27 protein-coding genes and 2 tRNA genes are annotated in these 26,232 nt (G+C 38.2%); 23 read left to right on the forward strand and 6 right to left on the reverse strand.

Features of this window, described 5'->3' with window-relative positions; genetic code table 11:
• Nucleotides 1-3 precede the first annotated feature (3 nt).
• The 7 genes from OZX59_RS08130 to OZX59_RS08160 all read left to right on the forward strand — a co-directional run bounded on the left by OZX59_RS08130 (nucleotide 4) and on the right by OZX59_RS08160 (nucleotide 5,603).
• Nucleotides 4-1,065, forward strand: a complete 1,062-nt coding sequence (locus tag OZX59_RS08130; RefSeq protein WP_277125874.1) for an ABC transporter ATP-binding protein — start codon at nucleotides 4-6, stop codon at nucleotides 1,063-1,065.
• On the forward strand, nucleotides 1,062-2,003 hold the full coding sequence (locus OZX59_RS08135; protein ID WP_277125875.1) for an ATP-binding cassette domain-containing protein: 942 nt from the start codon (nucleotides 1,062-1,064) through the stop codon (nucleotides 2,001-2,003). The genes OZX59_RS08130 and OZX59_RS08135 overlap by 4 nt, the downstream gene beginning before the upstream one ends.
• Nucleotides 2,004-2,172: 169 nt before the next feature.
• Entirely contained in the window at nucleotides 2,173-3,354 is a 1,182-nt protein-coding gene (locus tag OZX59_RS08140) for an aminotransferase class I/II-fold pyridoxal phosphate-dependent enzyme (protein WP_277125876.1), read from the forward strand.
• Between the two features lie 60 nt (nucleotides 3,355-3,414).
• Nucleotides 3,415-3,496, forward strand: a tRNA-Tyr gene (locus OZX59_RS08145).
• Nucleotides 3,497-3,503: 7 nt separating this feature from the next.
• Nucleotides 3,504-3,575: transfer RNA gene (locus OZX59_RS08150), tRNA-Gln, on the forward strand.
• 131 nt (nucleotides 3,576-3,706) lie between these two features.
• Entirely contained in the window at nucleotides 3,707-4,822 is a 1,116-nt protein-coding gene (locus OZX59_RS08155) for a hypothetical protein (protein ID WP_277125877.1), read from the forward strand.
• Between the two features lie 82 nt (nucleotides 4,823-4,904).
• Entirely contained in the window at nucleotides 4,905-5,603 is a 699-nt protein-coding gene (locus tag OZX59_RS08160) for a GntR family transcriptional regulator (RefSeq protein WP_277125878.1), read from the forward strand.
• Nucleotides 5,604-5,644: 41 nt separating this feature from the next.
• Here the strand turns inward: OZX59_RS08160 and tagD are convergent, their stop codons facing one another.
• Nucleotides 5,645-6,031, reverse strand: a complete 387-nt coding sequence (tagD, locus tag OZX59_RS08165) for a glycerol-3-phosphate cytidylyltransferase (protein WP_277125880.1) — start codon at nucleotides 6,029-6,031, stop codon at nucleotides 5,645-5,647.
• 124 nt (nucleotides 6,032-6,155) lie between these two features.
• Here tagD and OZX59_RS08170 point away from each other — a divergent pair, with 124 nt between their 5' ends.
• The 10 genes from OZX59_RS08170 (at nucleotide 6,156) to trxA (ending at nucleotide 16,208) form a co-directional block, all read left to right on the forward strand.
• Nucleotides 6,156-6,893 (forward strand): WecB/TagA/CpsF family glycosyltransferase, encoded by a 738-nt coding sequence (locus OZX59_RS08170; protein ID WP_277125881.1) that lies wholly within the window; start codon nucleotides 6,156-6,158, stop codon nucleotides 6,891-6,893.
• Entirely contained in the window at nucleotides 6,890-7,993 is a 1,104-nt protein-coding gene (locus OZX59_RS08175) for a glycosyltransferase (RefSeq protein ID WP_277125882.1), read from the forward strand. The genes OZX59_RS08170 and OZX59_RS08175 overlap by 4 nt, the downstream gene beginning before the upstream one ends.
• Nucleotides 7,993-8,820: an ammonia-dependent NAD(+) synthetase gene (gene nadE, locus OZX59_RS08180; RefSeq protein WP_277125883.1), complete on the forward strand. Its 828-nt coding sequence runs from the start codon at nucleotides 7,993-7,995 to the stop codon at nucleotides 8,818-8,820. Before OZX59_RS08175 ends, nadE begins: the two co-directional genes overlap by 1 nt.
• Before the next feature lie 34 nt (nucleotides 8,821-8,854).
• Nucleotides 8,855-9,451 (forward strand): histidine phosphatase family protein, encoded by a 597-nt coding sequence (locus OZX59_RS08185; protein ID WP_277125884.1) that lies wholly within the window; start codon nucleotides 8,855-8,857, stop codon nucleotides 9,449-9,451.
• A gap of 275 nt (nucleotides 9,452-9,726) precedes the next feature.
• Nucleotides 9,727-12,366 (forward strand): alanine--tRNA ligase, encoded by a 2,640-nt coding sequence (alaS, locus tag OZX59_RS08190; RefSeq protein WP_277125886.1) that lies wholly within the window; start codon nucleotides 9,727-9,729, stop codon nucleotides 12,364-12,366.
• 52 nt (nucleotides 12,367-12,418) lie between these two features.
• The gene (locus tag OZX59_RS08195) at nucleotides 12,419-12,676 is read left to right on the forward strand and encodes an IreB family regulatory phosphoprotein (protein ID WP_277125887.1); all 258 of its coding nucleotides are present in this window, start codon (nucleotides 12,419-12,421) and stop codon (nucleotides 12,674-12,676) included.
• A complete protein-coding gene (gene ruvX / locus OZX59_RS08200; RefSeq protein ID WP_277125888.1) occupies nucleotides 12,676-13,104 on the forward strand; it encodes a Holliday junction resolvase RuvX in 429 nt (142 codons plus the stop codon). Before OZX59_RS08195 ends, ruvX begins: the two co-directional genes overlap by 1 nt.
• Nucleotide 13,105: 1 nt before the next feature.
• Nucleotides 13,106-13,411, forward strand: coding sequence for a DUF1292 domain-containing protein (locus tag OZX59_RS08205; protein WP_277125890.1), 306 nt, complete (start codon nucleotides 13,106-13,108; stop codon nucleotides 13,409-13,411).
• Between the two features lie 55 nt (nucleotides 13,412-13,466).
• Entirely contained in the window at nucleotides 13,467-15,818 is a 2,352-nt protein-coding gene (locus OZX59_RS08210; RefSeq protein WP_277125891.1) for an endonuclease MutS2, read from the forward strand.
• Between the two features lie 78 nt (nucleotides 15,819-15,896).
• Nucleotides 15,897-16,208 (forward strand): thioredoxin, encoded by a 312-nt coding sequence (gene trxA / locus OZX59_RS08215; protein WP_277125892.1) that lies wholly within the window; start codon nucleotides 15,897-15,899, stop codon nucleotides 16,206-16,208.
• A 27-nt stretch (nucleotides 16,209-16,235) separates the two neighbouring features.
• Here the strand turns inward: trxA and mscL are convergent, their stop codons facing one another.
• A complete protein-coding gene (mscL, locus tag OZX59_RS08220; RefSeq protein WP_277125893.1) occupies nucleotides 16,236-16,616 on the reverse strand; it encodes a large-conductance mechanosensitive channel protein MscL in 381 nt (126 codons plus the stop codon).
• Nucleotides 16,617-16,689: 73 nt separating this feature from the next.
• Nucleotides 16,690-17,097, reverse strand: a complete 408-nt coding sequence (locus OZX59_RS08225) for a YslB family protein (RefSeq protein WP_277125894.1) — start codon at nucleotides 17,095-17,097, stop codon at nucleotides 16,690-16,692.
• A 78-nt stretch (nucleotides 17,098-17,175) separates the two neighbouring features.
• Between OZX59_RS08225 and murI the strand changes: the two genes are divergently transcribed.
• The 3 genes from murI to OZX59_RS08240 all read left to right on the forward strand — a co-directional run bounded on the left by murI (nucleotide 17,176) and on the right by OZX59_RS08240 (nucleotide 20,509).
• Nucleotides 17,176-17,979 carry a glutamate racemase gene (gene murI / locus OZX59_RS08230; RefSeq protein ID WP_277125895.1) on the forward strand — a complete coding sequence of 268 codons (804 nt, stop codon included), beginning with the start codon at nucleotides 17,176-17,178 and terminating at the stop codon, nucleotides 17,977-17,979.
• Nucleotides 17,979-18,599, forward strand: a complete 621-nt coding sequence (locus tag OZX59_RS08235; RefSeq protein ID WP_277125896.1) for an XTP/dITP diphosphatase — start codon at nucleotides 17,979-17,981, stop codon at nucleotides 18,597-18,599. Before murI ends, OZX59_RS08235 begins: the two co-directional genes overlap by 1 nt.
• A gap of 104 nt (nucleotides 18,600-18,703) precedes the next feature.
• On the forward strand, nucleotides 18,704-20,509 hold the full coding sequence (locus tag OZX59_RS08240; RefSeq protein ID WP_277125897.1) for an FAD-binding protein: 1,806 nt from the start codon (nucleotides 18,704-18,706) through the stop codon (nucleotides 20,507-20,509).
• A gap of 225 nt (nucleotides 20,510-20,734) precedes the next feature.
• Here OZX59_RS08240 and OZX59_RS08245 read toward each other — a convergent pair whose 3' ends face one another.
• Nucleotides 20,735-21,550, reverse strand: a complete 816-nt coding sequence (locus OZX59_RS08245) for a mechanosensitive ion channel family protein (RefSeq protein ID WP_277125899.1) — start codon at nucleotides 21,548-21,550, stop codon at nucleotides 20,735-20,737.
• A gap of 112 nt (nucleotides 21,551-21,662) precedes the next feature.
• Here OZX59_RS08245 and OZX59_RS08250 point away from each other — a divergent pair, with 112 nt between their 5' ends.
• A complete protein-coding gene (locus OZX59_RS08250; RefSeq protein ID WP_277125901.1) occupies nucleotides 21,663-22,088 on the forward strand; it encodes a DUF948 domain-containing protein in 426 nt (141 codons plus the stop codon).
• Between the two features lie 17 nt (nucleotides 22,089-22,105).
• On the forward strand, nucleotides 22,106-22,492 hold the full coding sequence (locus OZX59_RS08255) for a DUF1269 domain-containing family protein (RefSeq protein ID WP_277125903.1): 387 nt from the start codon (nucleotides 22,106-22,108) through the stop codon (nucleotides 22,490-22,492).
• A gap of 70 nt (nucleotides 22,493-22,562) precedes the next feature.
• On the opposite strand, the gene OZX59_RS08260 is transcribed toward OZX59_RS08255, so the two are convergent.
• Nucleotides 22,563-23,669, reverse strand: coding sequence for a Xaa-Pro peptidase family protein (locus OZX59_RS08260; RefSeq protein WP_277125904.1), 1,107 nt, complete (start codon nucleotides 23,667-23,669; stop codon nucleotides 22,563-22,565).
• 150 nt (nucleotides 23,670-23,819) lie between these two features.
• Between OZX59_RS08260 and OZX59_RS08265 the strand changes: the two genes are divergently transcribed.
• Nucleotides 23,820-24,821: a substrate-binding domain-containing protein gene (locus OZX59_RS08265; protein WP_277125905.1), complete on the forward strand. Its 1,002-nt coding sequence runs from the start codon at nucleotides 23,820-23,822 to the stop codon at nucleotides 24,819-24,821.
• 33 nt (nucleotides 24,822-24,854) lie between these two features.
• On the opposite strand, the gene OZX59_RS08270 is transcribed toward OZX59_RS08265, so the two are convergent.
• Nucleotides 24,855-26,225, reverse strand: a complete 1,371-nt coding sequence (locus OZX59_RS08270; protein WP_277125906.1) for a glycerophosphodiester phosphodiesterase — start codon at nucleotides 26,223-26,225, stop codon at nucleotides 24,855-24,857.
• Nucleotides 26,226-26,232: the final 7 nt, after the last annotated feature.

The following is a 26,232-nucleotide window of genomic DNA, read 5'->3' on the forward strand; positions in this document are numbered from 1 at the left end:
TTAATGTCAAATAATATCTTAGAAATTAATCATCTAAAAATTAATTTCAAAACTTTTGCTGGAACAGTCCAAGCAATTCGCGATATTAGTTTCACTCTTAAAAAAGGTGAAACCCTGGCAATTGTGGGTGAATCTGGTTCAGGTAAATCGGTAACTACTCGGAGTATTATGGGTTTGCTGGCTGCAAATGCGGTAATTGAACAGGGTGAAATTTTATTTAAGGGCAAGGATTTGTTAAAAGAGTCTGACAGAGAAATGGACGATCATCGTGGAAACGATATTTCGATGATTTTTCAAGATCCAATGACTTCGCTTGATCCAACTATGAACATTGGTCGTCAAGTTGCCGAACCGTTAATGATTCATAATAAGATTTCCAAGGAAAAAGCGTTAAAACGTGCACAAGAAGTTTTAGAATTAGTTGGGATTCCTGATGCCCAGAAGCGAATGAAAGATTTTCCTCACCAATTTTCTGGTGGGCAGCGGCAAAGAATTGTGATCGCAATTGCAATTGTCAATAATCCAGAAATTCTGATTGCTGATGAGCCGACCACGGCGTTAGATGTTACGGTACAGGCACAGATTATTGATTTAATGCGTGATTTACAAAAGAGATTGGAAACGTCGATCATTTTTATCACTCACGATCTGGGGGTAGTGGCTGGAATTGCTGATCGAGTAGCTGTAATGTATGCTGGAAAAATCGTAGAGGTTGGTACAGTTGATGAAATTTTTTATCAACCTAAACATCCATATACTTGGGGATTATTGAGTTCAATGCCAACGCTAGATATTAAAGGTAGTAAATTATCTTCTATTCCCGGAACGCCACCAGACTTATTGGATCCACCTAAAGGAGATGCATTTGCACCGCGTAATCCGTATGCAATGCAGATCGATCTGGAAGCACAGCCACCATTTTTTAAAGTTAGTGATACCCATTTTGCAGCAACTTGGTTACTGCATCCAGATGCACCTAAAGTTGAGCCACCTAAGGCGATTCTTGAGCGTGCCAAAGAGTATGAACACTTAACTAAGACTGCTTCAGGAGGCTTACGCAAATGAATGAACGTAAAAAAATTTTACAAGTCCAGCATTTAAAACAATATTTTAATCATGGTAAACCTAATGAGGTACGTGCAGTTGATGATGTTAGCTTTGATATTTACGAAGGTGAGACTTTTGGCTTAGTAGGTGAATCTGGCTCGGGTAAGAGTACTACAGGCCGCAGTATTATTCGCTTATATAATCCGACTTCTGGTAAAATTATTTATGACGGTCAAGATATTAGTAAGATTAAAACACGTGGTCAAGAAATGCTACATTTTCGGCAAAATGTGCAAATGATTTTCCAAGACCCATATGCTTCACTAGATCCGCGGATGAAAGTTAAAGATATCATTGCGGAAGGACTTGATATTCACGGGTTAGTTAAAGATGCCGATGAACGTGATCAGCGAGTTGCAGAATTATTAAAAATTGTTGGACTGAATCCGGATCATTCAACCCGTTATCCACATGAATTTTCCGGTGGGCAGCGGCAAAGAATTGGAATCGCCCGTGCATTGGCAGTTGATCCTAAATTTATTATTGCGGATGAACCAATTTCGGCACTGGATGTGTCAATTCAGGCGCAAGTAGTTAATTTACTTAAGGATATCCAGGATCAACATAAGTTAACTTACTTATTTATCGCGCATGACTTATCAATGGTTAAATATATTAGCGACCGAATTGCCGTCATGCATCATGGACAATTGATGGAATTAGGCGATTCTGATACCGTGTATAATCATCCATTGCATCCATATACTAAAAGTCTATTATCGGCAGTTCCGTTGCCTGATCCAGAAGTTGAGCGTCAGCGTCAACGATTATCATATGATGCTAGTATTGAAAATCGCTCAACAGATCAACGCTTAAGAGAGGTGGTCCCGGGGCATTTTGTCTTTTGTGATGAAAGTGAGCTACCTAAGTATCAAAAACAAGCGCAAGCTGAATAATTATTAAAAAAAGCTTTAAGCAGTTAATTGCTTAAAGCTTTTTTGTTAGAACAATTTTTACTGATGCTGTTAAAGAAACTATTAGTTAAAAATTAAAAAATACTGGTAGAAAAATTACGTTATTAATTGTATAATTTACTAAACTAATAAAGAAAGTTCGGTGAATAAAATGGTTGAATTAATTAATTACATGAAAAAAGGCTTAGCTGATGCTCCTTCAAATCCAATTTTGAAATTTTCAGATTATGCCAGTAAAATTCCTGATGTAGTAAAGTTTACTTTGGGTGAACCAGACTTTAATACGCCAGATCACATTAAGGAAGCTGCTAAAAAAGGAATTGATGATAATCATTCTCATTATGCTCCTTCTAACGGGACAATGGGTCTGCGGACTGCTGCTAGTGAGTTTTTGGCTAAAAAATACGGTCAAAAGTATGACCCAGCAACCGAAGTATTGGTTACCACTGGCGTGACTGAATCGATTTTTGATACGGTAGTTGCCACGCTTAATCCTGGAGATGTGATGGTTGTGCCGACACCATTATTTTCAATGTATATGGGAGACTTGGGGATTCTTAATTCCGGAGCTGAAATTGTGGAGATTGATACCTCTACTGATAACTTCAAGTTGACGCCAGAAAAATTACAACAGGTATTGGAACAATATGGTGATCGAGTTCGATTACTGGTAATGAACTATCCAACTAATCCAACTGGGGTAATGTATAGCCAAGCAGAGCTTGATGCCTTGGCAGATGTGATTCGTGATAAACCGATCTTTGCTTTATGCGACGAGATTTATAGCGAACTTAATTATGATCAACCACATGCTTCAATGGAAAAATCACTACATGATCAAGTCATTTTAATGAATGGTGTGTCAAAAGCTTGGGCAATGACAGGTTATCGGATTGGAATAACTTGTGCTCCTAAAGAAATTTTGGAACAAATTGCTAAAGTCCATCAGGCAGTGGTAACAACTGAACCTACACCAATGCAAGATGCTGCTGAAGAGGCTTTTAAAAATGGCATGGATGATGCCCAACCGATGAAAGCTGAATTCCAGAAGCGCCGTGATATTTTGTATAATGGTCTAACTAAATTAGGATTTGACTGTGTTAAGCCTAATGGTGCCTTTTACATTTTTGCCAAAATTCCGGCTGGCTTAGAACAAGATGATAATAAATTTATTTATGATTTAGTTGATAAGGCTCATGTTGCCGTTACTGCAGGTTCTTGCTTTGACAAAGGTGGGGCAGGCTATGTTAGGTTCTCTTATGCAGTAGCTTTAGATCAGATTGAAGAAGGTCTAAAACGGTTAGAAAAGTACGTCAAAGAAAATAAAAAGTAGAATTGTAATTTTTACTTGCAATTGCGCACGTTTTTCTGTATTATAATTAACGTGCGTAACGGAGGAGTAGCGAAGTGGCTAAACGCGGCGGTCTGTAAAACCGCTCTCTCTGAGTTCGGCGGTTCGAATCCACCCTCCTCCATTATTAATGGGTTATAGCCAAGCGGTAAGGCACTAGTTTTTGGTACTAGTATGCGCTGGTTCGAATCCAGCTAACCCAATATAACTGTAGGAAAAGACAACGCGAGTTAGGTTGTCTTTTTCTTTTGCATTTATTAATCTTGATTAGATTTTTATTTCGAAGAATAATATAGTTTAAAGCTAGTTTATTTTCATTTTAGGAAGGAATTTTATGCCAAGACTAATTAGGGTAGGAGCTGGCAGTGGTGAAACTAGCTGGCATGAAGCACTTAAGGACTTGCGAGCAGATGATGTAGTCTTTTTAGAACCTGGTTTTTATGAATTGCCACAGGGCCTTACTTTGGCAGACGTTACCTTTAAGGGAACTGGAGGGCTGCCGGAAGATACTACTATCTTAGGTTATCTTAATGTGGCTAGTGATAGTCGATTTGTTAGTTTGGAGAATTTGTGTATTAATACTAATCAGGATAACAATAGTTTGTTTGTTCCTGCTGAAGCTAATACTTATTTAAGTCTGCGCAATTGTGTCATTAAGGGTTATGGTTCAGATACAGCCGCGATTGCTGCTAATGGCAAGATTACTCTGGAATTGTATTCTACTAGAATCTTAAATGGTTCAGTGTCACTATTTGCTGATGCAGATTTTCGGTTGGAAATGAACGATTCTAGTATTGAAAATGTGGCTGAGGAATTTGGTGTGTTAGCTCTTGAAGGTCGCGGAACTGCGATTATTAACAATTCCCGGATTCATGGCAGTATTGATACTTTTGTTAAAACTAATGCGGAATTAGATCTAAATAACTCCGTTGCAGATACTATTGTTTTGCAGGGGCAGACTTGGCTCAATATGCTAGGGAGTAAATTATTGTCTGATGATGATGCTTGCATCTATATCACTGATGAATCTTGGGTTAACATTATCGATAGCAACTTTGAGGGTGGAATATACTTAGATAAGCAGCCACATGTAATTATTCAAAATAGTCAATTCAATCGGCTGATTGCCGTTGATAAATCGCAAGTAACCATAATCAGTTCAGTAGTGCAAAACCACGCAGATTTTCAAGATAATGCTGAATGCCTTGCACAAAGAGTTACTTTTAATGGTGGTTTAGAATATCAATATTTTTTAGCACTAAGTGATCATGCTAAGTTGCAAGGACATGATGTGGTTTTTAATTCGAATGGGGCTGAGCTAGCTGTTCAAAATGAGGCGCAAATGCGACTCAACGTCGTGGCAAGTAGTGATGAATCGGTAACTGTGGAATGTAGTCCTAAGTCGCAAGTTAAAATTTTAGGATTGCCTTGGACCGCTAAGAAAAAATAGTGATTGAGAATTAAGTTAGTTTAACTCATGCAAGATAGACCAATTTGGCTTATAATAAAAGGACATATTCGGAGGTGGACTGATGGAAGAACCAATGTATATTAAAATCCATAATCAAATTAAACGTGACATTGAGAACCATGTTTATCAAGTAGGTAGCAAAATACCGTCTGAGCGACAGCTTTCGCTAAAATTTGGCGTGTCACGTATGACGCTACGCCAAGCGATTAAAACTCTGGAAGATGAAGGGATTTTAGAACGACGTTTGGGTAGTGGAACATATGTAGCCAGTCGCAAAGTGCAAGAAAAAATGTCGGGAATTATGTCTTTTACAGAGATTACTCATGCCAATGGTCAAGTTCCATCAAGTAAGCTAATCTCTTATCAAGTTGGTAAGCCATCATTGTCAGAAAAGGAACGCTTAAATTTAGCAGATGATGCGGAAATTTTGCGTATGGAGCGAATTCGTTACGCTGATGAAGTGCCAATTTGTTATGAAGTAGTAACCATTCCTCATAACTTAATTGCTAAGATGTCGAAAGCAGATATTTCGACGCATTTGTATCGCACGCTTGAACAAAATAATTATCAGATTGGTCGGGTAACTGAGCATATCTCAGCCGCCGTAGCAAATGAAAATACGGCTAGACTACTTAAAGCCAAAAAGGGTGAACCATTAATTACGCGTTTGCAGGTGACCGAACTGTCAACGGGAGTTCCGTTTGAATATACACGGGCCAGCTATGTAGCGGACCGGTTTGAATTTACTTTTTCTAAATAAAATAAAACTATGAACCAGTTTGAAGCTGATTCATAGTTTTTTTAGTGTAAATCTTTTTTAATTTTACTAGTTGAGATTCCAGGGGTTCTTGGTAGATAGACGACTTGGCAATATGGTTTTAAGAAGTCAAATTTACCTTGCCAATCATTCCCCATAACGAAAGTATCAATTTGATATTTTTTAATATCCGTTATCTTTTGATTCCAGTCTTTTTCAGGGATAACCTCATCAACATAGCGAATCGCCTCAAGAATACATTTACGTTCTTGATAACTATTATAAGATTCTTTATGCTTTTGAAATTCATTGAATTCATCTGTTGATAAACCGACGATTAAATAGTCACCCAATTCTTTTGCCCGTTTGAGCAAGCGAATGTGACCATAGTGAATCAGGTCAAAAGTTCCGTATGTAATAATTTTTTTCATTGTGCTGGCTCCTATTATTTGACGAATTAATAGTATCATATTTATAGTTGAAAATGTAAAACTTATCCCGTAATGTCTGATTATTTGCTAAAATAAAAGGGAGAGTTACATAGAGGAGTTGGCGATGGATAAAGTAGCAGTTCTAGGTGTTAATTTTGATAATAAAAATTTTGAACAATTTAAAAATGAATTAGTTAAACGGATAGATGCTCATCAGTCAACTTTGGTAGTAACCGCTAATCCAGAAATTGTCATGACAGCCAACGAAAATCCTGAGTTCATGAAAATCTTACACTCAGATGCGGATTACATTACTCCGGATGGTATTGGGATAGTTAAGGCTGCGCAAATATTAGGAACACCGCTTAAGCAGCGGGTAACTGGGTATGATCTGTTTGCTTGGTTGATGCAGCGAGCCAATCAGTGTAAATTACGGGTTTTTTTGATTGGAGCTAAGCCAGAGGTAATCCAAGCTGTTAAAGCGAAGGTTGCTCGTGATTATAAGCAGATTCAATTAGTTGGTGCCAGAGACGGTTATTTTAGTGAAGACTTAGAAGTCGTAGCTTATCAAATAGCAAAAACTAAACCAGATTTAGTTTTTGCAGCTTTGGGTTCGCCGCGTCAAGAACAGCTTCTGGCTTTACTCAGACGCCAGGATCTACCTGCATTAATGATGGGAGTTGGCGGTAGCTTCGATGTTTTTTCTGGCATGGTCAAGCGCGCACCAGAATTTTGGCAAAAAAATCATTTGGAATGGTTTTATCGCTTAGTTAAAAATCCGAGTCGCTTTAAACGAATGTTGGTTTTGCCTAAATTTGTTAGTAAAGTACGTCAATCTAAAAAGGAACGCAAAAAGTTATGAGAGTGCTACACGTAAATGCTGGTTTAGAATCGGGTGGTGGCTTAACACACATCATCAATTTATTAAGGCAGGCACAAAAGCAAGACCAAGATTTTACCCTGTTATGCTTAGCTGAAGGGCCGGTTGCGCAAGCAGCACGGCAGGCTAAGTTGAATGTACAAGTTTTGGGGATTAATAGTCGTTACGCACTAACTAGTTTGCGGCAACTAGTCAACTTTATTAATGAGGGCAATTATGATATCGTGCATACTCATGGCGCACGAGCAAATTTATTTTTGTCGCTAATTAAACGCAGAATCAGTGCTGTTTGGTGTGTAACCGTCCATTCAGACCCATATTTAGATTTTGCTGGTCGTGGAATTTTGGGCAAGCTGTTTACTAAGGTAAATCTGCATACTTTAAAAAAGGCAGATTGCATTTTTGCGGTAACGCAGAACTTTGCCCAGTTGTTAATAAAAAAGGCGCAGCTTCCTGCTGCCAAAATTCACGTAATTTATAACGGGATTTTTTTTCACAATGATGATGAAATTCCAGCTAAGTATGACCATGAACATTTTAATATCGTTAATGTAGCTCGTGCCGAAAAGGTTAAGGGTCAAGAATTATTACTTAAGGCTCTTAAGCAATTAGATAATGCGAATGTCCATTTGTACATTGCTGGGGATGGTTCTCAATTAGCTAGTTTAAAGGAACTAACGCAAAAGCTATCTTTGGGTCCACAAGTAACTTTTCAAGGCTTTATGACCCAGAAGCAATTGAAGAATTTATATCGGCGAATGAATTTAGCGGTTTTAACCTCATATTCTGAAAGTTTTCCGTTAGTTTTACTTGAAGCAAGTGATAATTTGTTGCCATTATTATCAACTAACGTTGGTGATATTGAAATGATGATTCCTGATCAAAAGCACGGGTTTGTTGCCCAAATTGGTGATGTTGCTTCAATTACGGCTGCTCTTAAGGCGGCAATAGCAACACCGCCCAAACAGCTTGTTCAGATAGCCCAAACTGAAAAGAAGTACGTTGCCAGTAATTTTTCATTAGAAAAACAATTAACTGCTATTATGCAGGTTTATCAAACATTGATTGAAAGGGATAGTTAATGAGACCACTACAAAAAGAGATTATTGCTTATGAACATGTTTTACCCAAAATTGATCCACAAGTAGAAATTCGGCGTTCAATTGACTTTTTAAAAGGCTATTTGTTAGCAAATCCTGGATTAAAAACTTACGTTTTGGGAATTTCTGGTGGCCAGGATTCTACTTTAGCTGGTAAGTTAACTCAAATGGCAATTGCAGAATTACGTGAAGAAACTGGTGATCAGACTTACCAATATATCGCAGTGCGTTTGCCATATGGTGAGCAGGCTGATGCCCAAGATGCAGCTGATGCTGTGGCTTTTCAAAGACCTGATCAAGACCTAATTGTGAATATTAAGCCAGGAGTTGATGCAGCTGTTGCTAGTCTTACTGCGGCCGGGCAAACAATTAATGACTTTAATAAGGGTAATCTTAAGGCGCGTGAACGGATGCTAGTACAATATGCTATTGCAGGCGCCAATCAAGGCGCAGTTGTTGGGACTGATCATGCAGCTGAAAATTTCAGTGGTTTTTATACCAAATATGGCGATGGTGCGGCTGATGTAACGCCGTTATTTCGCTTAGATAAGCGCCAAGGTAAGCAGCTGCTAAAAGAATTAGGGTGCCCTGAGCAGCTTTATTTAAAAGCGCCAACTGCTGATTTAGAAGAAAATCGTCCAGCCTTACCAGACGAACAGGCGCTGGGGGTTACCTATCAGGAGATTGATGACTATTTAGAAGGTAAGGAAGTAGCAGAACATACTGCGGAAAAGATAGAATCATTATGGCGTAAAAGTGAACACAAGCGTCATTTGCCGATTACGGTTTTTGATGATTTTTATAAGTAGCATAAATATGTATTTAGATTAAGAAGGGTTAAGAATGCAAGAACTTTATCTAATGCGCCATGGGGAAACAATCTTTAATAAGAGGCAGTTAGTGCAGGGAGCCGTGGATTCTCCCTTGACTAAAGACGGAATTGCTAAAGCCAAAAGAGTAGGGCAGTTTTTTCAAAAGCAAGGGGTAACTTTTGATCACGCCTACACGTCTACTCAAGAGCGAGCTAGCGATACCTTGGAACTAGTGACTAAGCAGCCTTATACCAGATTGAAAGGACTTAAAGAATGGGACTTTGGTTTATTTGAAGCTCAAGATGAGCGGTTATTACCAAAGTTTAATTTTAAAGATCCTGCTGAAGCAGATTTTTTTGTGGATTATGATGGCGAATCTGCTAAGCAGGTTATGGAGCGTGTCAATCAGACAATAAGTAAGATCATGGCTAAGCCAGATCATCAGCGAGTTTTAATTGTGAGTCATGGTGCTGCAATTCTAATGTTTTTAGCGGCTTGGCTGCCTTTTGAGGAAATTGCTAAGCAAATTACTGATATGCCTAATTGTTGTGTGCTGCGCTTTACTTATGATAATGATCGGTTTACCTATCAGGGATTATTTGATGTGGATCAAAGTGCCAATAATTAATGTTGAAAAGGTTTAATTATGTAGCTTTTAGCATTGACAAGGATGCTGTAAGTAGTAAAATAATTCTGATTAAGATATGTTTTTTAATGAAGTAGTTCAAAGAGAGGAACCTTAGGCTGAAAAAGTTCTACTACTAATTAAAAGATGCTCCTTAGCACTAATTAAGATAATCAAGAGGTAACAAGCACTGTTGCAATTGAGGTGGTACCGCGTGTCGTAGCGTCCTCAAATTTGCTTAACAGTGCTTTTTTATTTAACAAAAAAGGAGAAAAATAATGAAGAAACTAACTAGTTCTGAATTTAGACAATTGTTTTTAGACTTCTTTAAACAGCATGGACATACGATTTCACCGAGTCAATCGCTGATTCCACAAGATGATCCAACGCTGTTGTGGATAAATTCTGGTGTAGCGACAATGAAGAAGTATTTTGATGGTTCAGTTGTTCCTGAAAATCCACGTATTACTAGTTCGCAAAAGTCAATTCGGACTAATGATATTGAAAATGTTGGTAAAACTGCTCGTCATCAAACCTTATTTGAAATGCTAGGTAATTTTTCAGTTGGTGACTACTTTAAGGAAGATGCAATTGCATGGGCTTGGGAATTTTTAACTAGTCCGAAATGGCTTGATCTTGATCAGAGAAAGCTATACTGCACGGTTTATCCTAAAGATACAGAAACCCAAAAGATTTGGAAAAAAGTGGGGATGCCTGAAGACCATATTGTTAAATTGGAAGAAAATTTCTGGGATATTGGTGAAGGTCCTTGTGGCCCGGATTCAGAAATTTTTTATGATCGTGGTCAAGAAAATAACGATGTAGCCGAAGATGATCCAGAAAACTTCCCTGGTGGTGAAAATGCCCGTTATCTTGAAATTTGGAATATTGTTTTCTCTCAATTTAATCATTTAGCTAATGGTGAATATGTTGATCAACCGCATAAGAATATTGATACGGGAATGGGATTAGAACGAGTATTATCAATCTTGCAAGATGCGCCAACTAATTTTGAAACTGATTTGTTTTTGCCGATTATTCACGCCACCGAAAAAATGTCAGCAAACAAAAAATATGGTGAAAATAAAGCTGATACGACCTCGTTTAAGATTATTGCCGATCATGTGCGAACGGTTAGTTTTGCAATCGGAGATGGTGCGCTACCTTCAAATACTGGTCGTGGCTATGTTTTGCGGCGTTTGATTCGTCGGGCTGATGTAAATGGTCAGCATTTAGGCATTAAGGGAGCATTTCTTTATAAATTAGTACCAGTTGTTGGGCAAATTATGGCAAGTCATTATCCAGAAATTACCGAGCAACAGGATTTCATTGCCAAAGTAATTAAGAATGAAGAAGAAAGATTCCAAGAAACTTTGGAATCAGGGTTGGCATTGCTAGATGATTTAATTGAAAAGGCCAAAGCAAGTGACAACCAAACAATTACTGGTAAAGATGCCTTTAAATTGTTTGATACCTATGGTTTTCCTTATGAATTGACAGTTGAAACTGCTCAAGATGCTGGTCTAAAAGTTGATAAACAGGGCTTTGACACTGAGATGCAAGCCCAAAAAGATCGTGCTCGTGAAGCTCGCGGTAACTTGCAATCGATGGGCTCACAAAATGAGACTTTAATGGGGATTAAGGATAAGTCAGAATTTGAATATGGTGTTTATGAAGAAAAACATGCTAAATTAATTGATATTATTGCAAACGATCAATTAGTTGATGAAACGAGTGACGATAATGCCACCTTGATTTTTGATAAGACCCCGTTTTATGCAGAGCGCGGTGGTCAAGTGGCAGATAATGGTAATATTTATAATCAGGCAGGCGAACTGGTAGCCCAAGTAACCGATGTGCAACATGCTCCTAATGACCAAAATCTGCACTTTGTGCAAGTAATTCTTCCACTTAAAAAGAATGAGGAATACGTTTTAAAGATTGATCGTGATCGTAGAGAAGGCTTACGCCATTCACACTCGGCAACGCACTTATTGCATTCGGCATTGCGCAGTGTTCTAGGTGAACATACTCACCAAGCTGGTAGTTTAGTTGAGCCTGACTTTTTACGGTTCGACTTTACCGTGGTTGATCCGATGACCCCAAAAGAGGTATCGGCAGTTGAAAAACTGGTTAATGAGAAGATTTGGGCTGCTTTAAATGTTGAAACCACGATTACTGATCCCGAAGACGGCAAGGCAATGGGGGCTTTAGCACTATTTGATAATAAATACGGTGATAAAGTTCGAGTTGTTCAAATGGGAGATTTTTCAACTGAATTTTGTGGTGGTACACATGTTGATAATACCAGCCAAATCGGTATTTTTAAGATTACGGCAGAATATGCTAACGGTGCTGGAACTCGTCGTATAGAAGCTGTCACTTCCAAGAAGGCTTACGAATATTTGACTCATCGTTCAGAATTGCTTGATAATATTCAATCTGAAGTAAAATCTACTAAACCAGAAAATATCATTGATAAAGTTCAAAGTTTAGAAAAAGACTTGCATGATAGTCAGACCAAGATTGGCGCTTTGAATTTACAGATTAATCAAGCTAAAGCGGGTGAAATCTTTGATCACGTTGAACAAGCCGGTAATTTAACAGTAATTGCTCAAAAAGCTAATGTTAAAGGAATGAAAGATTTACGTGAATTGTCTGACAGTTGGAAGAAAGAGCCAAAATCAGATGTCCTAGTTTTGGCAGCTGCTAGCGATGGTAAGGCTAACATGATTATTAGCCTTGGACAAAAGGCTTTAGATCAAGGTCTGAAAGCAGGGGATTTAATTAAGCAAGCCGCACCATTATTTGGTGGTGGCGGCGGTGGTCGTCCGGATATGGCACAAGCTGGTGGTAAAAATCCAGCAGGCCTTGCTGAGGCAATTAAGACAGTAGTTGCAATAATTTCCAAAAATTAATTGATTGAGTTTATCTAGTTTTTAAAGTAAAATTATGCTAGGAGGAATGATTATGAGTTCACTAGACAAGACTATGCATTTTGACTTCAATAAAAATAAAGGCAAGAATGTTTATGACACTCTGCAAGATGTCTATAATGCACTTGAAGAAAAGGGATATAATCCGATTAACCAGATTGTTGGCTATTTGTTGTCTGGTGACCCAGCTTATATTCCACGGCATAATGATGCTCGCAATTTAATTTTGAAGCACGAACGTGATGAAATTATTGAAGAACTAGTTAAGGGCTATCTGGGTAAAGATAAGTAATGAGGTTGCTTGGTTTAGATGTTGGGTCAAAAACGATTGGCGTAGCTGTTAGCGATGAATTGGGGATAACTGCCCAAAAGGTAGAAACGATTCCAATTGATGAGTCAAAATATAACTTTGGGATGCGTCCTTTAAAAAAATTAGTACGCAAGTTTGAACCAACCGGTTTTGTATTAGGCTTGCCGCATAATATGGATGGCTCATCTGGAGTTTCTGCTCAGCGCAGTAAAGCTTATGGAAAACGTCTGCAAGACAAATTTGCTTTACCAGTTTATTATTCTGATGAACGCTTAACTACAATTGAGTCACAGCGTGTCTTAATTGAGGAAGCAGGAATACATGACCGGCATAAGCGTAAAGCGGTTGTTGACCAGATGGCAGCTGTTTTGATTTTACAAAATTATTTAGACTTACACCGAAAGGATTAATATGACACAAGAAGTGCACGGCGATGACCGGCAAATTACCTTAGTTGATGATAAGGGTAATGAAGAATTATTTGAAATATTATTTACATTTCATGCTGACGACTATGATAAGTCCTATATCTTGCTTTATCCAGCTGCAGTCGGCGATGATGAAGAAGTAGAAGTTCAAGCGTTTAGTTATGATGCAGATGATGCAGGTGACGTAACCAGTAACGATTTACATGAAATTGAATCGGATGAAGAATGGGACATGGTGCAGGGGGTACTTAACACCTTCTTGGATGATGACCGTTTAAGTGGTGAATAAAAATAAAGGACTGGCAATGCCAGTCCTTTTTACTTAAAAGAGAAAAAGTTAACGAATGAATACTAAAATACTAGAAACTCTAGAATTTGATAAAATTACAGAGCAACTTAAGCAATTAGCAATTACCTTGCCAGCTAAAAAGCGTGCTGGTCAATTAAAACCTAGCGGTGATTTTGCCCAAGTTGAGCTAACTTTGCGGCAAACTCTCGCAATGGTCAACTTATTGCGCATTAAAGGCCAATTACCACTAACAGATTTTGCGGCGGTAGAACCAAGCACCAAACGATTGCGTATTAAGGCTAATCTGAATGCAGAAGAATTAGGTAATATCTTATTAATTTTGGTTTTGGCCAATGATATTAATGGCTTTTTAGAAGATATTGATCCAGAGCAATTGGATTTAACAGCAATTGCTGATATTTTGGCAAAATTAGCTGTCCCGGTGGTTTTGCTAAATGAGTTAAAAAAATCACTTGATTATGATGGTACGGTACTTGATACAGCTTCAAGTAACTTAGCCCGTTTGCGTCATGCCCTAAAAAGCAATGATGCAGAGATTAAGGCCCGAATGGATGAGTACATTAAGGGCAATACTAGCAAATATTTATCTGAACAGATTGTAACTATTCGGGATGAACGTTATGTTATCCCAGTTAAACAGGAATATCGCAGTAAGTTTGGTGGGGTGGTGCATGACCAAAGTGCCAGCGGCCAAACTTTGTTTATTGAACCTGGTGCGGTTTTAAACTTAAATAATCGCCAGCAAAATTTATTAGCAGAACAAAGACAAGAAATTCAGCGCATTTTACGTAATTTGTCTGATTTAGCGCGTGAGGAAGTTGATGCAATTGACGAGATTGCGGATGGACTAACAGAACTTGACTTTTTGCAAGCAAAAGCACAACTAGCTAAACAAATGCAGGCAACGGAACCTAAACTCTCCACTGATCAGACGATTAATCTGTTGCAAGCTCGGCACCCATTAATTGATCAAGATAAGGTAGTTCCGAATGATATTCGGCTTGGTGGAGAATTTGATACTGTTTTAATTACTGGACCGAATACTGGTGGTAAAACGATTACGCTCAAAACAGTTGGAGTTTTGCAGCTTATGGCGCAAGCCGGTTTATTTATTCCAGCTCAAGAAGGCAGTGTAGTCGGGGTTTATCAGGAAATTGCCGCGGATATTGGTGATGAACAATCGATTGAGCAATCCTTAAGTACTTTTTCTTCACATATTAATGACATTATCCAAATTATGAAACACGTTGATGATCAGACTTTGGTGCTAATCGATGAAATTGGTGCCGGAACTGACCCCGAAGAAGGGGCCAGCCTGGCGATTAGTATCTTGGATTTTTTGCGTAAAAAACAAGCTAAGATTATGGTTACTACTCATTATCCAGAATTAAAACTCTATGGCTATAATCGTCCTAAAACTACCAATGCCTCAATGGAATTTGATTTGAAAACTTTGTCACCAACTTATCGTTTACAAATTGGGATTCCAGGACACAGTAATGCCTTTGCCATTGCCCGTCGCTTAGGAATGCGCGAGGATGTAGTTAAGGGTGCCGAAGGATTAATGTCCGAGGAAAATACAGAAATTAATACTATGATTGAACGGCTTAACCAGCAGACGCAACAAGCCACTGATGCTCGCAATCATTTGCAAACTAGCCTTGATCGCAGTCAAAAGCTTGAACAAAAGTTGCAGCAGGCTCTTGATTGGTATAATCAGCGAGTGCAAAAACAACTTGATTTTGCTCAAGAACGCGCTAGTGAAATTGTAGCTAAAAAGCGCAAAAAAGCTGATAAAATCATTGCCAAGCTTGAGCAACAGCAGGGTAATTTGAAAGAAAATGAAGTTATTTCTGCTAAAGGTGAGTTAAATCAACTTGCTAAACAGAACGAAAATTTAGCGCAAAACAAGGTCTTACAGCGCGAAAAAAGACGCCATCATGTTAATGTAGGTGATCGCGTTAAAGTTTTGTCGTATGGACAAGTCGGTACGATTTCTAAAAAATTATCTGAGCATCAATATGAGGTGCAATTGGGAATTATGAAGGTGAAAGTTAGCGATCAGGATGTTGAACGGATTGCTGCTACTAAGCCTAAAGCTAAACATATTGTTCGGGCAACTAGTAGTATGCGAAGAGCTAACGCTAGTTCAGAGCTAGATTTGCGCGGACAGCGTTATGAAGAGGCGATGACTAACTTGGATCGCTATTTTGACTCCGTATTATTAGCAGGATTAGATGTAGTAACAATTATTCACGGTATTGGTACAGGGGCGATCCGTAAGGGAGTTTGGCAATATCTAGCCAGCAATCAACATGTTGACAGTTATAATTATGCTCCGGCAAACGAAGGCGGCAATGGTGCAACAATCGTGCTCTTGAAGTAAACTACTTGTAAAAAGTAAGTAGGCTTGCTATACTGAAGATAACGATTGGAACTAAAGATTTGTTTGGAGGTAGACTTCATGGTTGATGAAATTACAGATCAAAATTTTGAAGATGAAACTAAAACTGGCGTGGTCTTAACTGACTTTTGGGCTACATGGTGTGGTCCTTGTAAAATGCAGTCACCAGTAATTGATGAATTGGCTGAGGAACGCCAAGACGTTAAGTTTACGAAGATGGATGTTGACCAAAATAAGGAAACACCAAGTTCTTTAGGAATTATGGCTATTCCAACATTAATCATTAAAAAAGATGGCGAAGTTGTTGATCGATTAACTGGTTATACACCTAAGGCCAAGCTTGATCAGATTTTGAATCAGTATACAGACTAAAAAACTTCCTGCATTGCAGGAAGTTTTTTAATTGTGTTTTTCTTGTAATAGATCACGAATTTGTTTCAAGTAATCTTCAGCAGTAGGTTCAGGTGGCTTTTGCTCACTTTGCTCTTTTTCACTATTGGTTATCTTATTAATTGCTTTAACTAGTAAGAAAACGATAAAAGCAATAATTAAAAAATTGATTATGGTGTTAATGAACTCACCGTATTTAAAAGTTGCTGCTCCAATTTTGAGGGTTAGATTAGAAAGATCGATTTTGCCGACAAATAATCCAAGCAATGGATTAATTAGATTTTTTACCAATGAATTAACAATGTCGGTAAAGGCACCACCAATAATTACCCCGACGGCTAAATCCATGACATTACCGCGTTTGATAAACTCTTTAAATTCTTTTAGCATTTGATTTGCCTCCTCAACTTACTTTAATAATATGGCAAGAGGGAGAAAAAATTCAACTAATTAACTTATTAAATTAATCAAAACTAGCAATTAGTTGTACTTGATGCTTTTTGTCATCAATGGTTAATTCACATTCGGTAGTGCGGCCAGTTTCTTTTTGAATTGCTTCAGCCAAGATACCAGCTTCTAGTGTAAATTCTTGATTGTCGCTAGTTATGCGGTCACTAACACTTTGACCAGAAAGCGTGAAAGTTATCGATGAACGACGTTCTTTAGTTTTATTAAGGGTACCAAATTCAGCTGTGGCAAAAAAGCTCTGAACGTCTTCAAATGAGGCTAAGTCATATTGGCGGGCAATTTTTTTGCCAGCCCAATAAAGAATTTCTGCAGTGTCTTCACCTAAAATAGTGGGTAAGATAAAGTCACGGTATAATTGATTGATAAAGTAAACATGTTCGTTTGATTGATTGTTATTTTGCATAAATATCCATTCCTTTTATTCTCTTATATTTTACCGTAAAATTGATTAAAGTAGAAAAAATTTGGGGGGAAAATTTATATGACAGATAATCGGCCAATTGGCTTACTAGATTCTGGTGTTGGCGGCTTAACAGTGGTTAAACAGGTAATTAAACAAATGCCTAATGAATCAACAATTTTTATTGGGGATAATGGTCACGTGCCATATGGTGATAAGACACAGGCGGAAATTGTGGCCTTGACTAGGCAAAGTGTCGATTTTTTAATAAGAAAAAATGCTAAAGTAATTATTTTTGCCTGTAATACGGCAACTGTTGCTGCACTGGACATCCTGCAAAAAGAAGTTGCAGTGTCACTTGTTGGTATCGTGCAAGCTGGTGCATTAGCAGCAGTTAGAGCAACTAAAAATCAAAAGGTAGCGGTAGTGGCAACGGATTATACGATTAAGCAAGATGCTTATTTAAAAGCAATTAAGGCTCGCGATGCTGGGATTGCGGTAACACAGTTAGCCACACCGACACTAGTACCGTTAATTGAACAAGCTGCTGAGCCGTCAGTAACTATGGCTGCAGTAAAGACTGCCATAAAGCCACTTAAGCAGCAGGAATTTGACACACTAGTGCTAGGTTGTACCCATTATCCAATTTTACAAGCGGAGTTTGCCCAAGTGCTAGGTCCTAAAATTACGTTGGTTGATCCAGCAGTTCAAGTAACAAAAGAGACTGCTGTTCAATTACGAAAAGCTGATTTGCTAGCAGCAAATGTCGATGCTAAACACAAATATTACACAACTGGAGATGTAGCAATGGTGGATAAGTTGGGGAAAAAGATTTTGGGAGATCCTGAATTTGCTGCAACTAAACTAACAGGAGGAGAAGAATAATGGTTAAAGAAATTTTATTTGCGACTACGAATCAAGGTAAGGCCAGAGAACTAAAGCAGGCGTTTCAAAAAGCTGGGTTAGCAATTATGGTTAAAACTAATCGCGATTTCGATAATCCACCAATTGTTGATGAATACGGTACTACATTTGAACAAAATGCGAAATTAAAAGCGCACGCTTTGGCAAATTTTAGTGGGATGATTACGCTGGCTGATGACTCTGGTCTAATGGTCGATGCACTTGACGGAGCGCCAGGTGTGCATTCAGCTCGTTATGCAGGCCAAGGACACAATGATGCGCAAAATAATGCCAAATTGTTAGCAGAATTAGGCGGAATTGTTCCTGAAAAGCGGACTGCTAAATTCACAACGACAATTGTAGCGTCTAAACCTGGAGAATTTGCTCAAGATTTAGTAGTAACTGGTGAGTGTCAAGGCCAGATTTTAGCAGCACCGCGAGGAGAAGACGGTTTTGGATATGATCCACTGTTCTTTGTGCCAGCAAAGAATAAATCTTTTGCCCAAATGACTATGCAGGAAAAAAATGAAATTTCGCATCGAGGTAAGGCAATTGTTAAGTTGCTTGAGGCTTGGCCTAAATGGCTTGAACGGGTTGAATAAAAAGCTTTATAATAATTTCACAAAAAATTGACATTAAAATTTGAAGTCCTATAATAAGCATATATTTTATGAAAGCGATATCTTTTTTGTGGAAGGATTTTTAAATGCTAGAACAACAATTAAAAAAATGGCAAGCAGTATATGATGTAATTGTAGTTGGGTTTGGTGGTGCAGGTGCTACAGCTGCCAGATTTGCGGCAGATAATGGTGCGAAGGTCTTATTAATTGATTCTGCTCAAGAAGGACATGAAGGTGGTAATACACGGTATTGTGGCCAGTTAATTATGTCAGGTTCTGAGCCAGATAAAATCAAGCAATATTTTGTTAATCTAACTAAGCCAATGAACTATGATGAAGAAATGGTTGACGTATATACGCGTGAATTGGCTCAGATGAAAGACTATCTAAAAAAATATTTGGACGTTGAACCTGTTAGTGTTCGTGAAATGATTGACAAACAGCCGCAAAAATTTGCCGGCTTGCAATCAATGACGCCAGAATATCCTGAACTAGCAGGTGCGGAAGACTTTGACTTTTTATTGGTACATGAAGGCTATAGTGATGCCGCTTTATGGAAAACATTACGTCAGCAAGTTGTTAAACGAACAGATAAGATTGATGTTTGGTTTGATGCTCCAGCATTACATTTAATTAAGGCCAATGATGATCGGACGATTGCTGGAGTTCAAATTGAAAGAGCTGGGCAAAAGGTTAATGTTAAAGCAAAGAGCGGTGTGGTTTTAACTTCGGGCGGTTTTGAAAACAATAAAGATAAAGTACAAAATTATGTTGGTGAGCCATTTATTGGCCCAGTTGGTACGATTTATAATAAGGGTATCGGAATTGATCTTGCGATTGAAGCAGGAGCTGATTTGTGGCATATGCAGGCTACTTCAGGTTCAATGACGCTTCTACATTTTGATGAAGGTCAAAGGGCACCATTATTTGCTGGACCAGCACTGAATAATGGTTCAATTTTGAGAATTGGTGATGATGGCACGCGTTACCATCGAGAAGACGAAGTTGCTAGACATGGTTATTGGTATAATCATGGCTTATGGCGCGCGCCGCAGACGCAAGAGCATCCGTATTTAGTCTTTGATCAAACGCAATTTAACGAACTAAACAAAGACGACTACTACCAAGCTGTTACTAATAGGGCAATTAAAGCCGCGAGCTTGGTAGACCTAGCAGATAAAATAACTGTTTCTAAAGAAAACTTGCAACAAACTATAACTCGTTTTAACGAAAGTGTTGCAGCCGGCAATGATCCAGAATTTCATCGTGATATTAAAACTATGCGTGCATTTGATGATGGCCCTTATTATGCAGTTCCTTTAAGTCAGGGAATGTTGAATACGCAAGGTGGCCCTAGAAGAAATGCGCGCGCTGAAGTTGTAGACCTAGCAGGTGAACCGATTCCTCACTTATATGCTGCTGGGGAATTAGGTTCAATTTGGAATGGGCAATATCAAGGTGGCGGTGACATTTCTGACTGTTTGATTTTTGGTAAAATTGCAGGCGAAAATGCTGCGCAAGTCAAGGAAGCGGTGATAAGTGAGCAGCAGACTAGCGAGGTGCCAGTTGATAGTTCAGCTTTGGGTCAATCTGATATGCAAGCTGCAGTTTACTCAACTAAGAAAAATCAATTTATCGGGAAGTCTACAATTGGTATGGGCGATGAATTAATCGTTCGCATAACTGTTGATGAACAACAAAATTTACAAGATATTGAAGTTTTAAAACAGGAAGAATCGGCTGATTATGGGCTTAAGGCACTTAAAGAATTGCCTAAAGAAATGATTAGACAAAATACTATTGAAGTAGATGCTGTTTCCGGTGCCTCTAATACTAGCCGGGCTTTAAAGGCTGCAGTTAAAGATGCTTTAAGTAAAATTACTAAAAGTTAGGACTTTTTGTTCATGAAAGTACTAAAAAGTGTCTGGGAAAAAACTCAGCACAAAAGGGAATGTTAGAATAAAAAGCTAACATTCCCTTTTTGATGCAATCTTTTGTTCATATTAAGCTCTGAAAAAGTTACAAAGCTTAAAAACATTTGCAATAATATTCGATTTTAACGGCCACTTTTAACCCTAATTTTTAAAAATCAGAGTTATTTCCCAGACACTTTTATTTTAGCCAGCAAGGGTTATTTGGTTAGCTTGGAGAATTTTTAAATATTCGGCCAAGTAGCGATTTTGCACAACTTGTTCTTGTCCAGGTTTAACTTGAAAATGCACAACATAACTAACCGTTTTGGCAGTTTGTTTGGTAATACCGACAATTTTTGGTCCTTGCACAAGGGTCTTTTTAGCTAATTTGATTTCCTGATTAGCTTGTTTAATTAGCATATAAACTTTAGCAAAATCATTGTCTGCATTAAGCTGTAGTTCTAGATCAAGTCCAATCCCGCCATGAGCAACGTTTTGCACAACCGAAATATTACGATTGGGAATGTAAATAATTGATCCATCAGTTCCTTTGAGTCTAGTGGTCCTTAAGCCGAGCTGGATGACTACCCCAGTTTGATTATTAATCTGCACCACATCGCCGACATCGAATTGATCTTCACTTAAGATGAAAAAACCATTGACTAGATCACTGACAAAACCTTGCGCGCCCATCCCAATTGCCAGCGAAAAAATTCCGGCACTTGCTAGTAGAGTCCCAACCGGAATTCCTAAAATTGAAAGTACTCCAAACAAATAAAAGAAAATTACGGTATATTGAAAGATACTGTTAATTAGTGCAGTAACTGTTCTAGTACGTTTAGTCTGTTTTCGCTTACTATGGTTTAAATAGTGGTTAATTATCTTCTTGCCGAAATGATCAATCAGATAAAAGACGATGGTTGATAAGACTAATTGCCAAACAATCGTGCCTAAATGCTCACCAACTTTGTCCCAATTAATTTTTAAAAAATTTTGATTGAAATTAAACGTGTTGTTCATTAATTTGCCTTTCATATTCTGTATTTTAACTATAACAAAATATTACATAAAGATTGAGATTGAAGCATTTTCATGCTAGACTTTTTTTAGATGCAAAATTGGAGGGTAAGAAATGGAAATTTCCTATGGTGCGCTGGCTGGATTAATTGCGGCAGTAGCGTTGTTGATTTTAGTGTTGTTCGCAATACCGGTACTAGTTCGGATGGCGAAGACGACTAAGCAAATAAATGAGACAATTGCTACCACTAATGATTCAATTCAACAGCTAACTAAAGATGTTAATGTTATACTTGATCAAACGAATGATTTGCTTGATAAGACCAATGTCTTACTAGCCGATGTTAACGTCAAGGTCAAGACCTTAGATCCAGTTTTTCAGGCAGTTGCAGATGTTGGGACGAGCGTGTCGGATGTTAATGCATCATCACGTAAGTTAGCAAAGAAGTTTAGTAATAATCACGCTAAGCGTAGCGGTGTGATATCTTCTGCTGTAACATCAATGTTTGCAAGACGCAAACGTCGTCAAGGTAGAGAATAAGTAAAGGAGCAACTTTTATGAAAAAGACTACAAGTGCTATTTTAGGAACAATTATTGGTTGTGCAGCAGGCTTTGTGGCCGGATCACTCTTAGTAAGTGATGATCGAGTAGAAGATTTGAAGCGTAAGGTTAAAGAAAACCCAACTGCAAATGACTTAAAGCAAAAATATGATAATGGTACAGAGATTGTCAAGAATCAATTAACTTCTTTTCCTAAAAAAGTTGAAGATGATTCTGAATTGAAAGATTTTGATGATATCGTTATCGATAGTTCTGATGCTGATGATTTAGCACAAGCAGACAGTGCAACTGATGCGGTCGCAGATATGTATCATGCCGAACCAACTGAACCAAAACCAGATTCTGACCCAGTTGTGCCAACCCCGCCAGCCTCAGAATCTTAAAAATAATTTTAATAAGCAAAAATGCACTAACAAGAACGATTCTTGTTGGTGCATTTTTTGTTGTTAGTTATTAATCATTGATTGGAATAGTTTTGAGTGCCTTGTCGGTGTGGGTAAAAGGCTCGAAACCATTTTTAGTAACTACACCACAATCTTCAATTCGGACGCCAGCAACTCCAGGAATGTAAATTCCTGGTTCAATCGAAAAGCACATACCTTCTTCAATCACTAAATCGTTATCTTGAACAATTGATGGATATTCATGGACATTTTTACCGATTCCATGACCTAAACGATGGATAAAGTACTCGCCATAGCCAGCTTTAGTAATCACATTGCGGGCAACACTGTCTAATTCGCCAGCAGTCATTCCCGGTTTAACGGCATCAATGGCTGCTTGTTGGGCTTCACGGTCAATCTCATAGATTTCTTTTTGTTTGGCTGTTGGCGTGCCATAGGCAACTGTTCGGCTGGCATCTGAAGCATAGCCATTGTGCATAGTACCTAAATCAAATAAAACTAATTCATTAGGCTGAACCTTAGCCATTGAAGGACCTAAATGAGGGTTGGCAGCATTAGCACCCGTTTGGACAATGGTTTCAAAACTTTGCTGCATTACTCCTTTTTGTAATTTTAATTGATATTCAATTTGACCAGCGATGTAGCGTTCGCTAACGCCAGTCTTGATGGTATCAAAACCAATCTGAAAAGCAAAATCGGCTTCTTGACCAGCTGCTTTTAATTGTTCGATTTCAGTAGGAGTTTTGTACAAACGAATTTGGTCGATGAAACTGGAGACATCACTTTCAAAGTTAGCATCAGGAAATTGTTCATGGATTAATTGGTAATGAGCAACGGACAAGTCGTTTTTTTCCAGTGCCCAGTTTTGGTAAGCTGTAGTGGTTTGCTTTACTCGATCGGCAATCATTGCCCACGGATTTTCTGAGTCAAGATAGCCATAAACATCACCATTCCATGCAGAATTTTTAGCTTCTTCAACATTTAGTGCTGGTACGAAAACGAAGGGATCTTGATCCTTGAAGACTAGCAAGGCAAATATGCGCTCATGTGGTTCCATTTCATAGCCAGTAAAATAGGCAATCGTTTTTGGATTGGAAATGTAGGCTAAGTCATTGTTTGTTTCTTGTAACCATTCCTGTAATTTAGTTAAATTCATTGTGTATTCCTTTCAAATTAACAGATAGTTAAACAAATTATAGCATGTTCTAGCCATGAAAAAATGAAAGAATAAGTGAAAACGTTTGCTAATGAGGAAAAATCGTGGTAATCTTTTATATTGAATATTTCAGAAATAGGGGATTTTAAAATGAGAAAACAAGAAGTTACAATTTATGATGTAGCTCGTGAAGCCAAGGTTTCAATGGCAACTGTTTCACGGGTGGTTAATGGTAATACGAATGTGCGTAAAGATACACACGATCGAGTAATGAAGGTTATCAATCGTTTGCACTACCAACCAAATGCAGTGGCTCAAGGACTTGCTTCTAAGAGAACAACAACGGTTGGATTAATCGTACCAGACCTAACCAACCTTTACTTTGCAGAATTGTCTAAAGGAATTGATGATATTGCCCTGCTTTATAAATACAATATCATTATTACTAGTATTGAGAATCGGTTAATGAAAGAGGATCAAGCAATTCAGAGTTTGCTTAATAAGCAAGTTGATGGTGTGATTTATATGTCTAACCGTTTACCTCAGGAAGCAGTTGATGCTTTTAAGAGAACCGATACGCCAGTGGTTTTGGCTGGTACTAAGGATAATCATACAGAATTTCCATCAGTAACAATTGATTATCAAAAGGCTGATACAGAAGCATTGAACTTGCTTTATAACGATGGTAAAAAGAACTTGGCGCTAGTAGTTGGCGATCCTAAAGCGGTAGTAAATGCTGATCACCGAATTCCGGCTTACCAAAAATTCATGGCTGATCATAACTTGGGTGAAGGACATGTTTACACTAACATTAAAGATCACGCAGATGGTTATAATTTGTATTCACAGTTGATGAAAGATGGCATTGATGGCGTAATTGTTACTCGCGATATTACTGCAGTAGGAATTTTGAATTCAGCAACAGATGCTGGTAAGAAAGTTCCGGATGAATTAGAAATTGTCACTGCTAGTGCAACTAAGATTGCTTCTGTTGTTAGACCCGCACTAACGGCAATTAAGCAACCTTTATATGATATGGGAGCTGTGGCAATGAGAATGCTGACTAAGCTAATGGCTAACGAGGAATTACCAGAAACTCAAATCGAATTGCCGTATGAGTTGCTTAAGAAGCAAAGTACGTTAAATCAATAATAAAAAGGATTCACAATTAAAGTGAATCCTTTTTTAGTTGGCGATTTTTTTAGTGACTTTTAGTAGCTTTAGATAAGGAACGACGGGATCGCTAGTACGTGGTAAGTAGGCAGTTAGAGCAATATTACGATACTGACTAATACGTGGTAATTGCCGATAATTGTGCCAGCTAGTTTGATCAAAAAAGCCATAGAAGAGAATTTGTTTAGCCTTGACCCAGCCTAGATTGGTGTAGAGCCACAAACTTTTTGGACTACCATTGAAATTTTGAATTTTAAATAATTGGTTTGCTGGTAGTTTTTGTTTAGTTTTGGCTTGGTTATCAGGATAACGGTAAATTGCGACTTGTTTTTGTGGTTTAGCAATAATTTGTTTATCTTGATAAGGTGCTAAGTCTTGCTCTTTTAAGTCGAGATTGACGAATTCTGCAGAGATAAAGCTTTGATTAGCTATTTGATAAAACAGTTGATTATGTGCCCTGACGCCATACATGACATTCAATTTTTGTTTAGGTTTAACATATTTACCCTGTTTAACACGGACATAGGGATTCATCATGATTGGCGTTTTTTGCTTACCAAAATAGATTCCTTTACGGTGAATATCGTATTTTTTAGTACCTTCTTTAGCTAACTTATATTTAAAACCGGTAGCTGGAAAATTAGTGACCACGCCATCAACGTTTTTATTGATTAGCCAATGCCACAAGTCGGGTGATTCATCCATTTCAGTCCAGACGTAAACCTGTTTATTCAGTGTATGAAGCCAATGGATTAGCCATGAATGATTTTGGATAACATCAGCTGCGACGTTAACTGCGTTGACTTGTGGTAAGTTGCTAAAGTTAATCCGTTTAAGACTGCCAACAATTAAGATTAAGTAGGCATCAGGCATTAGTTCACGCAGTTTAAACAGGCTGGCAGCGGAGAATGAATGAATCATGACCCGTTTTTCCATATGGTATTTTTTGATTGTCTGGGCAATTTGTTCTTCTAATTGGTAAGAATGATCAACACCATGATCAATTTTAGTTTCTAGAACGAATTTGGTTTCAGGGCGTTTACGATAATGGGCAAAAATCTGTGGTAAACTTTTGACCGTTTCGCCATTATCATATCTTAATTGGCTAAGGGCATCCCAATTATTTTGTGATACAATTGCATGTGAGTGGGTTACGCGGAAGAGATCGTCATCATGGCAAACTACTAAAACGCCGTCTGCTGATAAATGCAGATCGAGTTCGACGTAATCAGCGCCCGAATTGAACGCGGAGTCATCGCTTTGGATAGTTTCTTCAGGATACTTGGTAGGATCTCCTCTGTGCCCGACGACGGTAAAACCACTAGTTATTAAAAAAATTAAACTGAAAAAAAGCACCAATATTAGGTGGCTTTGATGTTTCATGTGTACA

It is taken from the genome of Lactobacillus sp. ESL0681, from assembly GCF_029392835.1.
Lineage (GTDB): Bacteria > Bacillota > Bacilli > Lactobacillales > Lactobacillaceae > Lactobacillus.

Excerpts from the sequence above, each read along its gene's own strand:
- OZX59_RS08130 (WP_277125874.1), top strand. The coding sequence starts at position 4 with ATGTCAAATAATATCTTAGAAATTAATCATCTAAAAATTAATTTCAAA.
- OZX59_RS08135 (WP_277125875.1), top strand. The coding sequence starts at position 1,062 with ATGAATGAACGTAAAAAAATTTTACAAGTCCAGCATTTAAAACAATAT.
- OZX59_RS08140 (WP_277125876.1), top strand. The coding sequence starts at position 2,173 with ATGGTTGAATTAATTAATTACATGAAAAAAGGCTTAGCTGATGCTCCT.
- OZX59_RS08155 (WP_277125877.1), top strand. The coding sequence starts at position 3,707 with ATGCCAAGACTAATTAGGGTAGGAGCTGGCAGTGGTGAAACTAGCTGG.
- OZX59_RS08160 (WP_277125878.1), top strand. The coding sequence starts at position 4,905 with ATGGAAGAACCAATGTATATTAAAATCCATAATCAAATTAAACGTGAC.
- tagD (WP_277125880.1), bottom strand. The coding sequence starts at position 6,031 with ATGAAAAAAATTATTACATACGGAACTTTTGACCTGATTCACTATGGT.
- OZX59_RS08170 (WP_277125881.1), top strand. The coding sequence starts at position 6,156 with ATGGATAAAGTAGCAGTTCTAGGTGTTAATTTTGATAATAAAAATTTT.
- OZX59_RS08175 (WP_277125882.1), top strand. The coding sequence starts at position 6,890 with ATGAGAGTGCTACACGTAAATGCTGGTTTAGAATCGGGTGGTGGCTTA.
- nadE (WP_277125883.1), top strand. The coding sequence starts at position 7,993 with ATGAGACCACTACAAAAAGAGATTATTGCTTATGAACATGTTTTACCC.
- OZX59_RS08185 (WP_277125884.1), top strand. The coding sequence starts at position 8,855 with ATGCAAGAACTTTATCTAATGCGCCATGGGGAAACAATCTTTAATAAG.
- alaS (WP_277125886.1), top strand. The coding sequence starts at position 9,727 with ATGAAGAAACTAACTAGTTCTGAATTTAGACAATTGTTTTTAGACTTC.
- OZX59_RS08195 (WP_277125887.1), top strand. The coding sequence starts at position 12,419 with ATGAGTTCACTAGACAAGACTATGCATTTTGACTTCAATAAAAATAAA.
- ruvX (WP_277125888.1), top strand. The coding sequence starts at position 12,676 with ATGAGGTTGCTTGGTTTAGATGTTGGGTCAAAAACGATTGGCGTAGCT.
- OZX59_RS08205 (WP_277125890.1), top strand. The coding sequence starts at position 13,106 with ATGACACAAGAAGTGCACGGCGATGACCGGCAAATTACCTTAGTTGAT.
- OZX59_RS08210 (WP_277125891.1), top strand. The coding sequence starts at position 13,467 with ATGAATACTAAAATACTAGAAACTCTAGAATTTGATAAAATTACAGAG.
- trxA (WP_277125892.1), top strand. The coding sequence starts at position 15,897 with ATGGTTGATGAAATTACAGATCAAAATTTTGAAGATGAAACTAAAACT.
- mscL (WP_277125893.1), bottom strand. The coding sequence starts at position 16,616 with ATGCTAAAAGAATTTAAAGAGTTTATCAAACGCGGTAATGTCATGGAT.
- OZX59_RS08225 (WP_277125894.1), bottom strand. The coding sequence starts at position 17,097 with ATGCAAAATAACAATCAATCAAACGAACATGTTTACTTTATCAATCAA.
- murI (WP_277125895.1), top strand. The coding sequence starts at position 17,176 with ATGACAGATAATCGGCCAATTGGCTTACTAGATTCTGGTGTTGGCGGC.
- OZX59_RS08235 (WP_277125896.1), top strand. The coding sequence starts at position 17,979 with ATGGTTAAAGAAATTTTATTTGCGACTACGAATCAAGGTAAGGCCAGA.
- OZX59_RS08240 (WP_277125897.1), top strand. The coding sequence starts at position 18,704 with ATGCTAGAACAACAATTAAAAAAATGGCAAGCAGTATATGATGTAATT.
- OZX59_RS08245 (WP_277125899.1), bottom strand. The coding sequence starts at position 21,550 with ATGAACAACACGTTTAATTTCAATCAAAATTTTTTAAAAATTAATTGG.
- OZX59_RS08250 (WP_277125901.1), top strand. The coding sequence starts at position 21,663 with ATGGAAATTTCCTATGGTGCGCTGGCTGGATTAATTGCGGCAGTAGCG.
- OZX59_RS08255 (WP_277125903.1), top strand. The coding sequence starts at position 22,106 with ATGAAAAAGACTACAAGTGCTATTTTAGGAACAATTATTGGTTGTGCA.
- OZX59_RS08260 (WP_277125904.1), bottom strand. The coding sequence starts at position 23,669 with ATGAATTTAACTAAATTACAGGAATGGTTACAAGAAACAAACAATGAC.
- OZX59_RS08265 (WP_277125905.1), top strand. The coding sequence starts at position 23,820 with ATGAGAAAACAAGAAGTTACAATTTATGATGTAGCTCGTGAAGCCAAG.
- OZX59_RS08270 (WP_277125906.1), bottom strand. The coding sequence starts at position 26,225 with ATGAAACATCAAAGCCACCTAATATTGGTGCTTTTTTTCAGTTTAATT.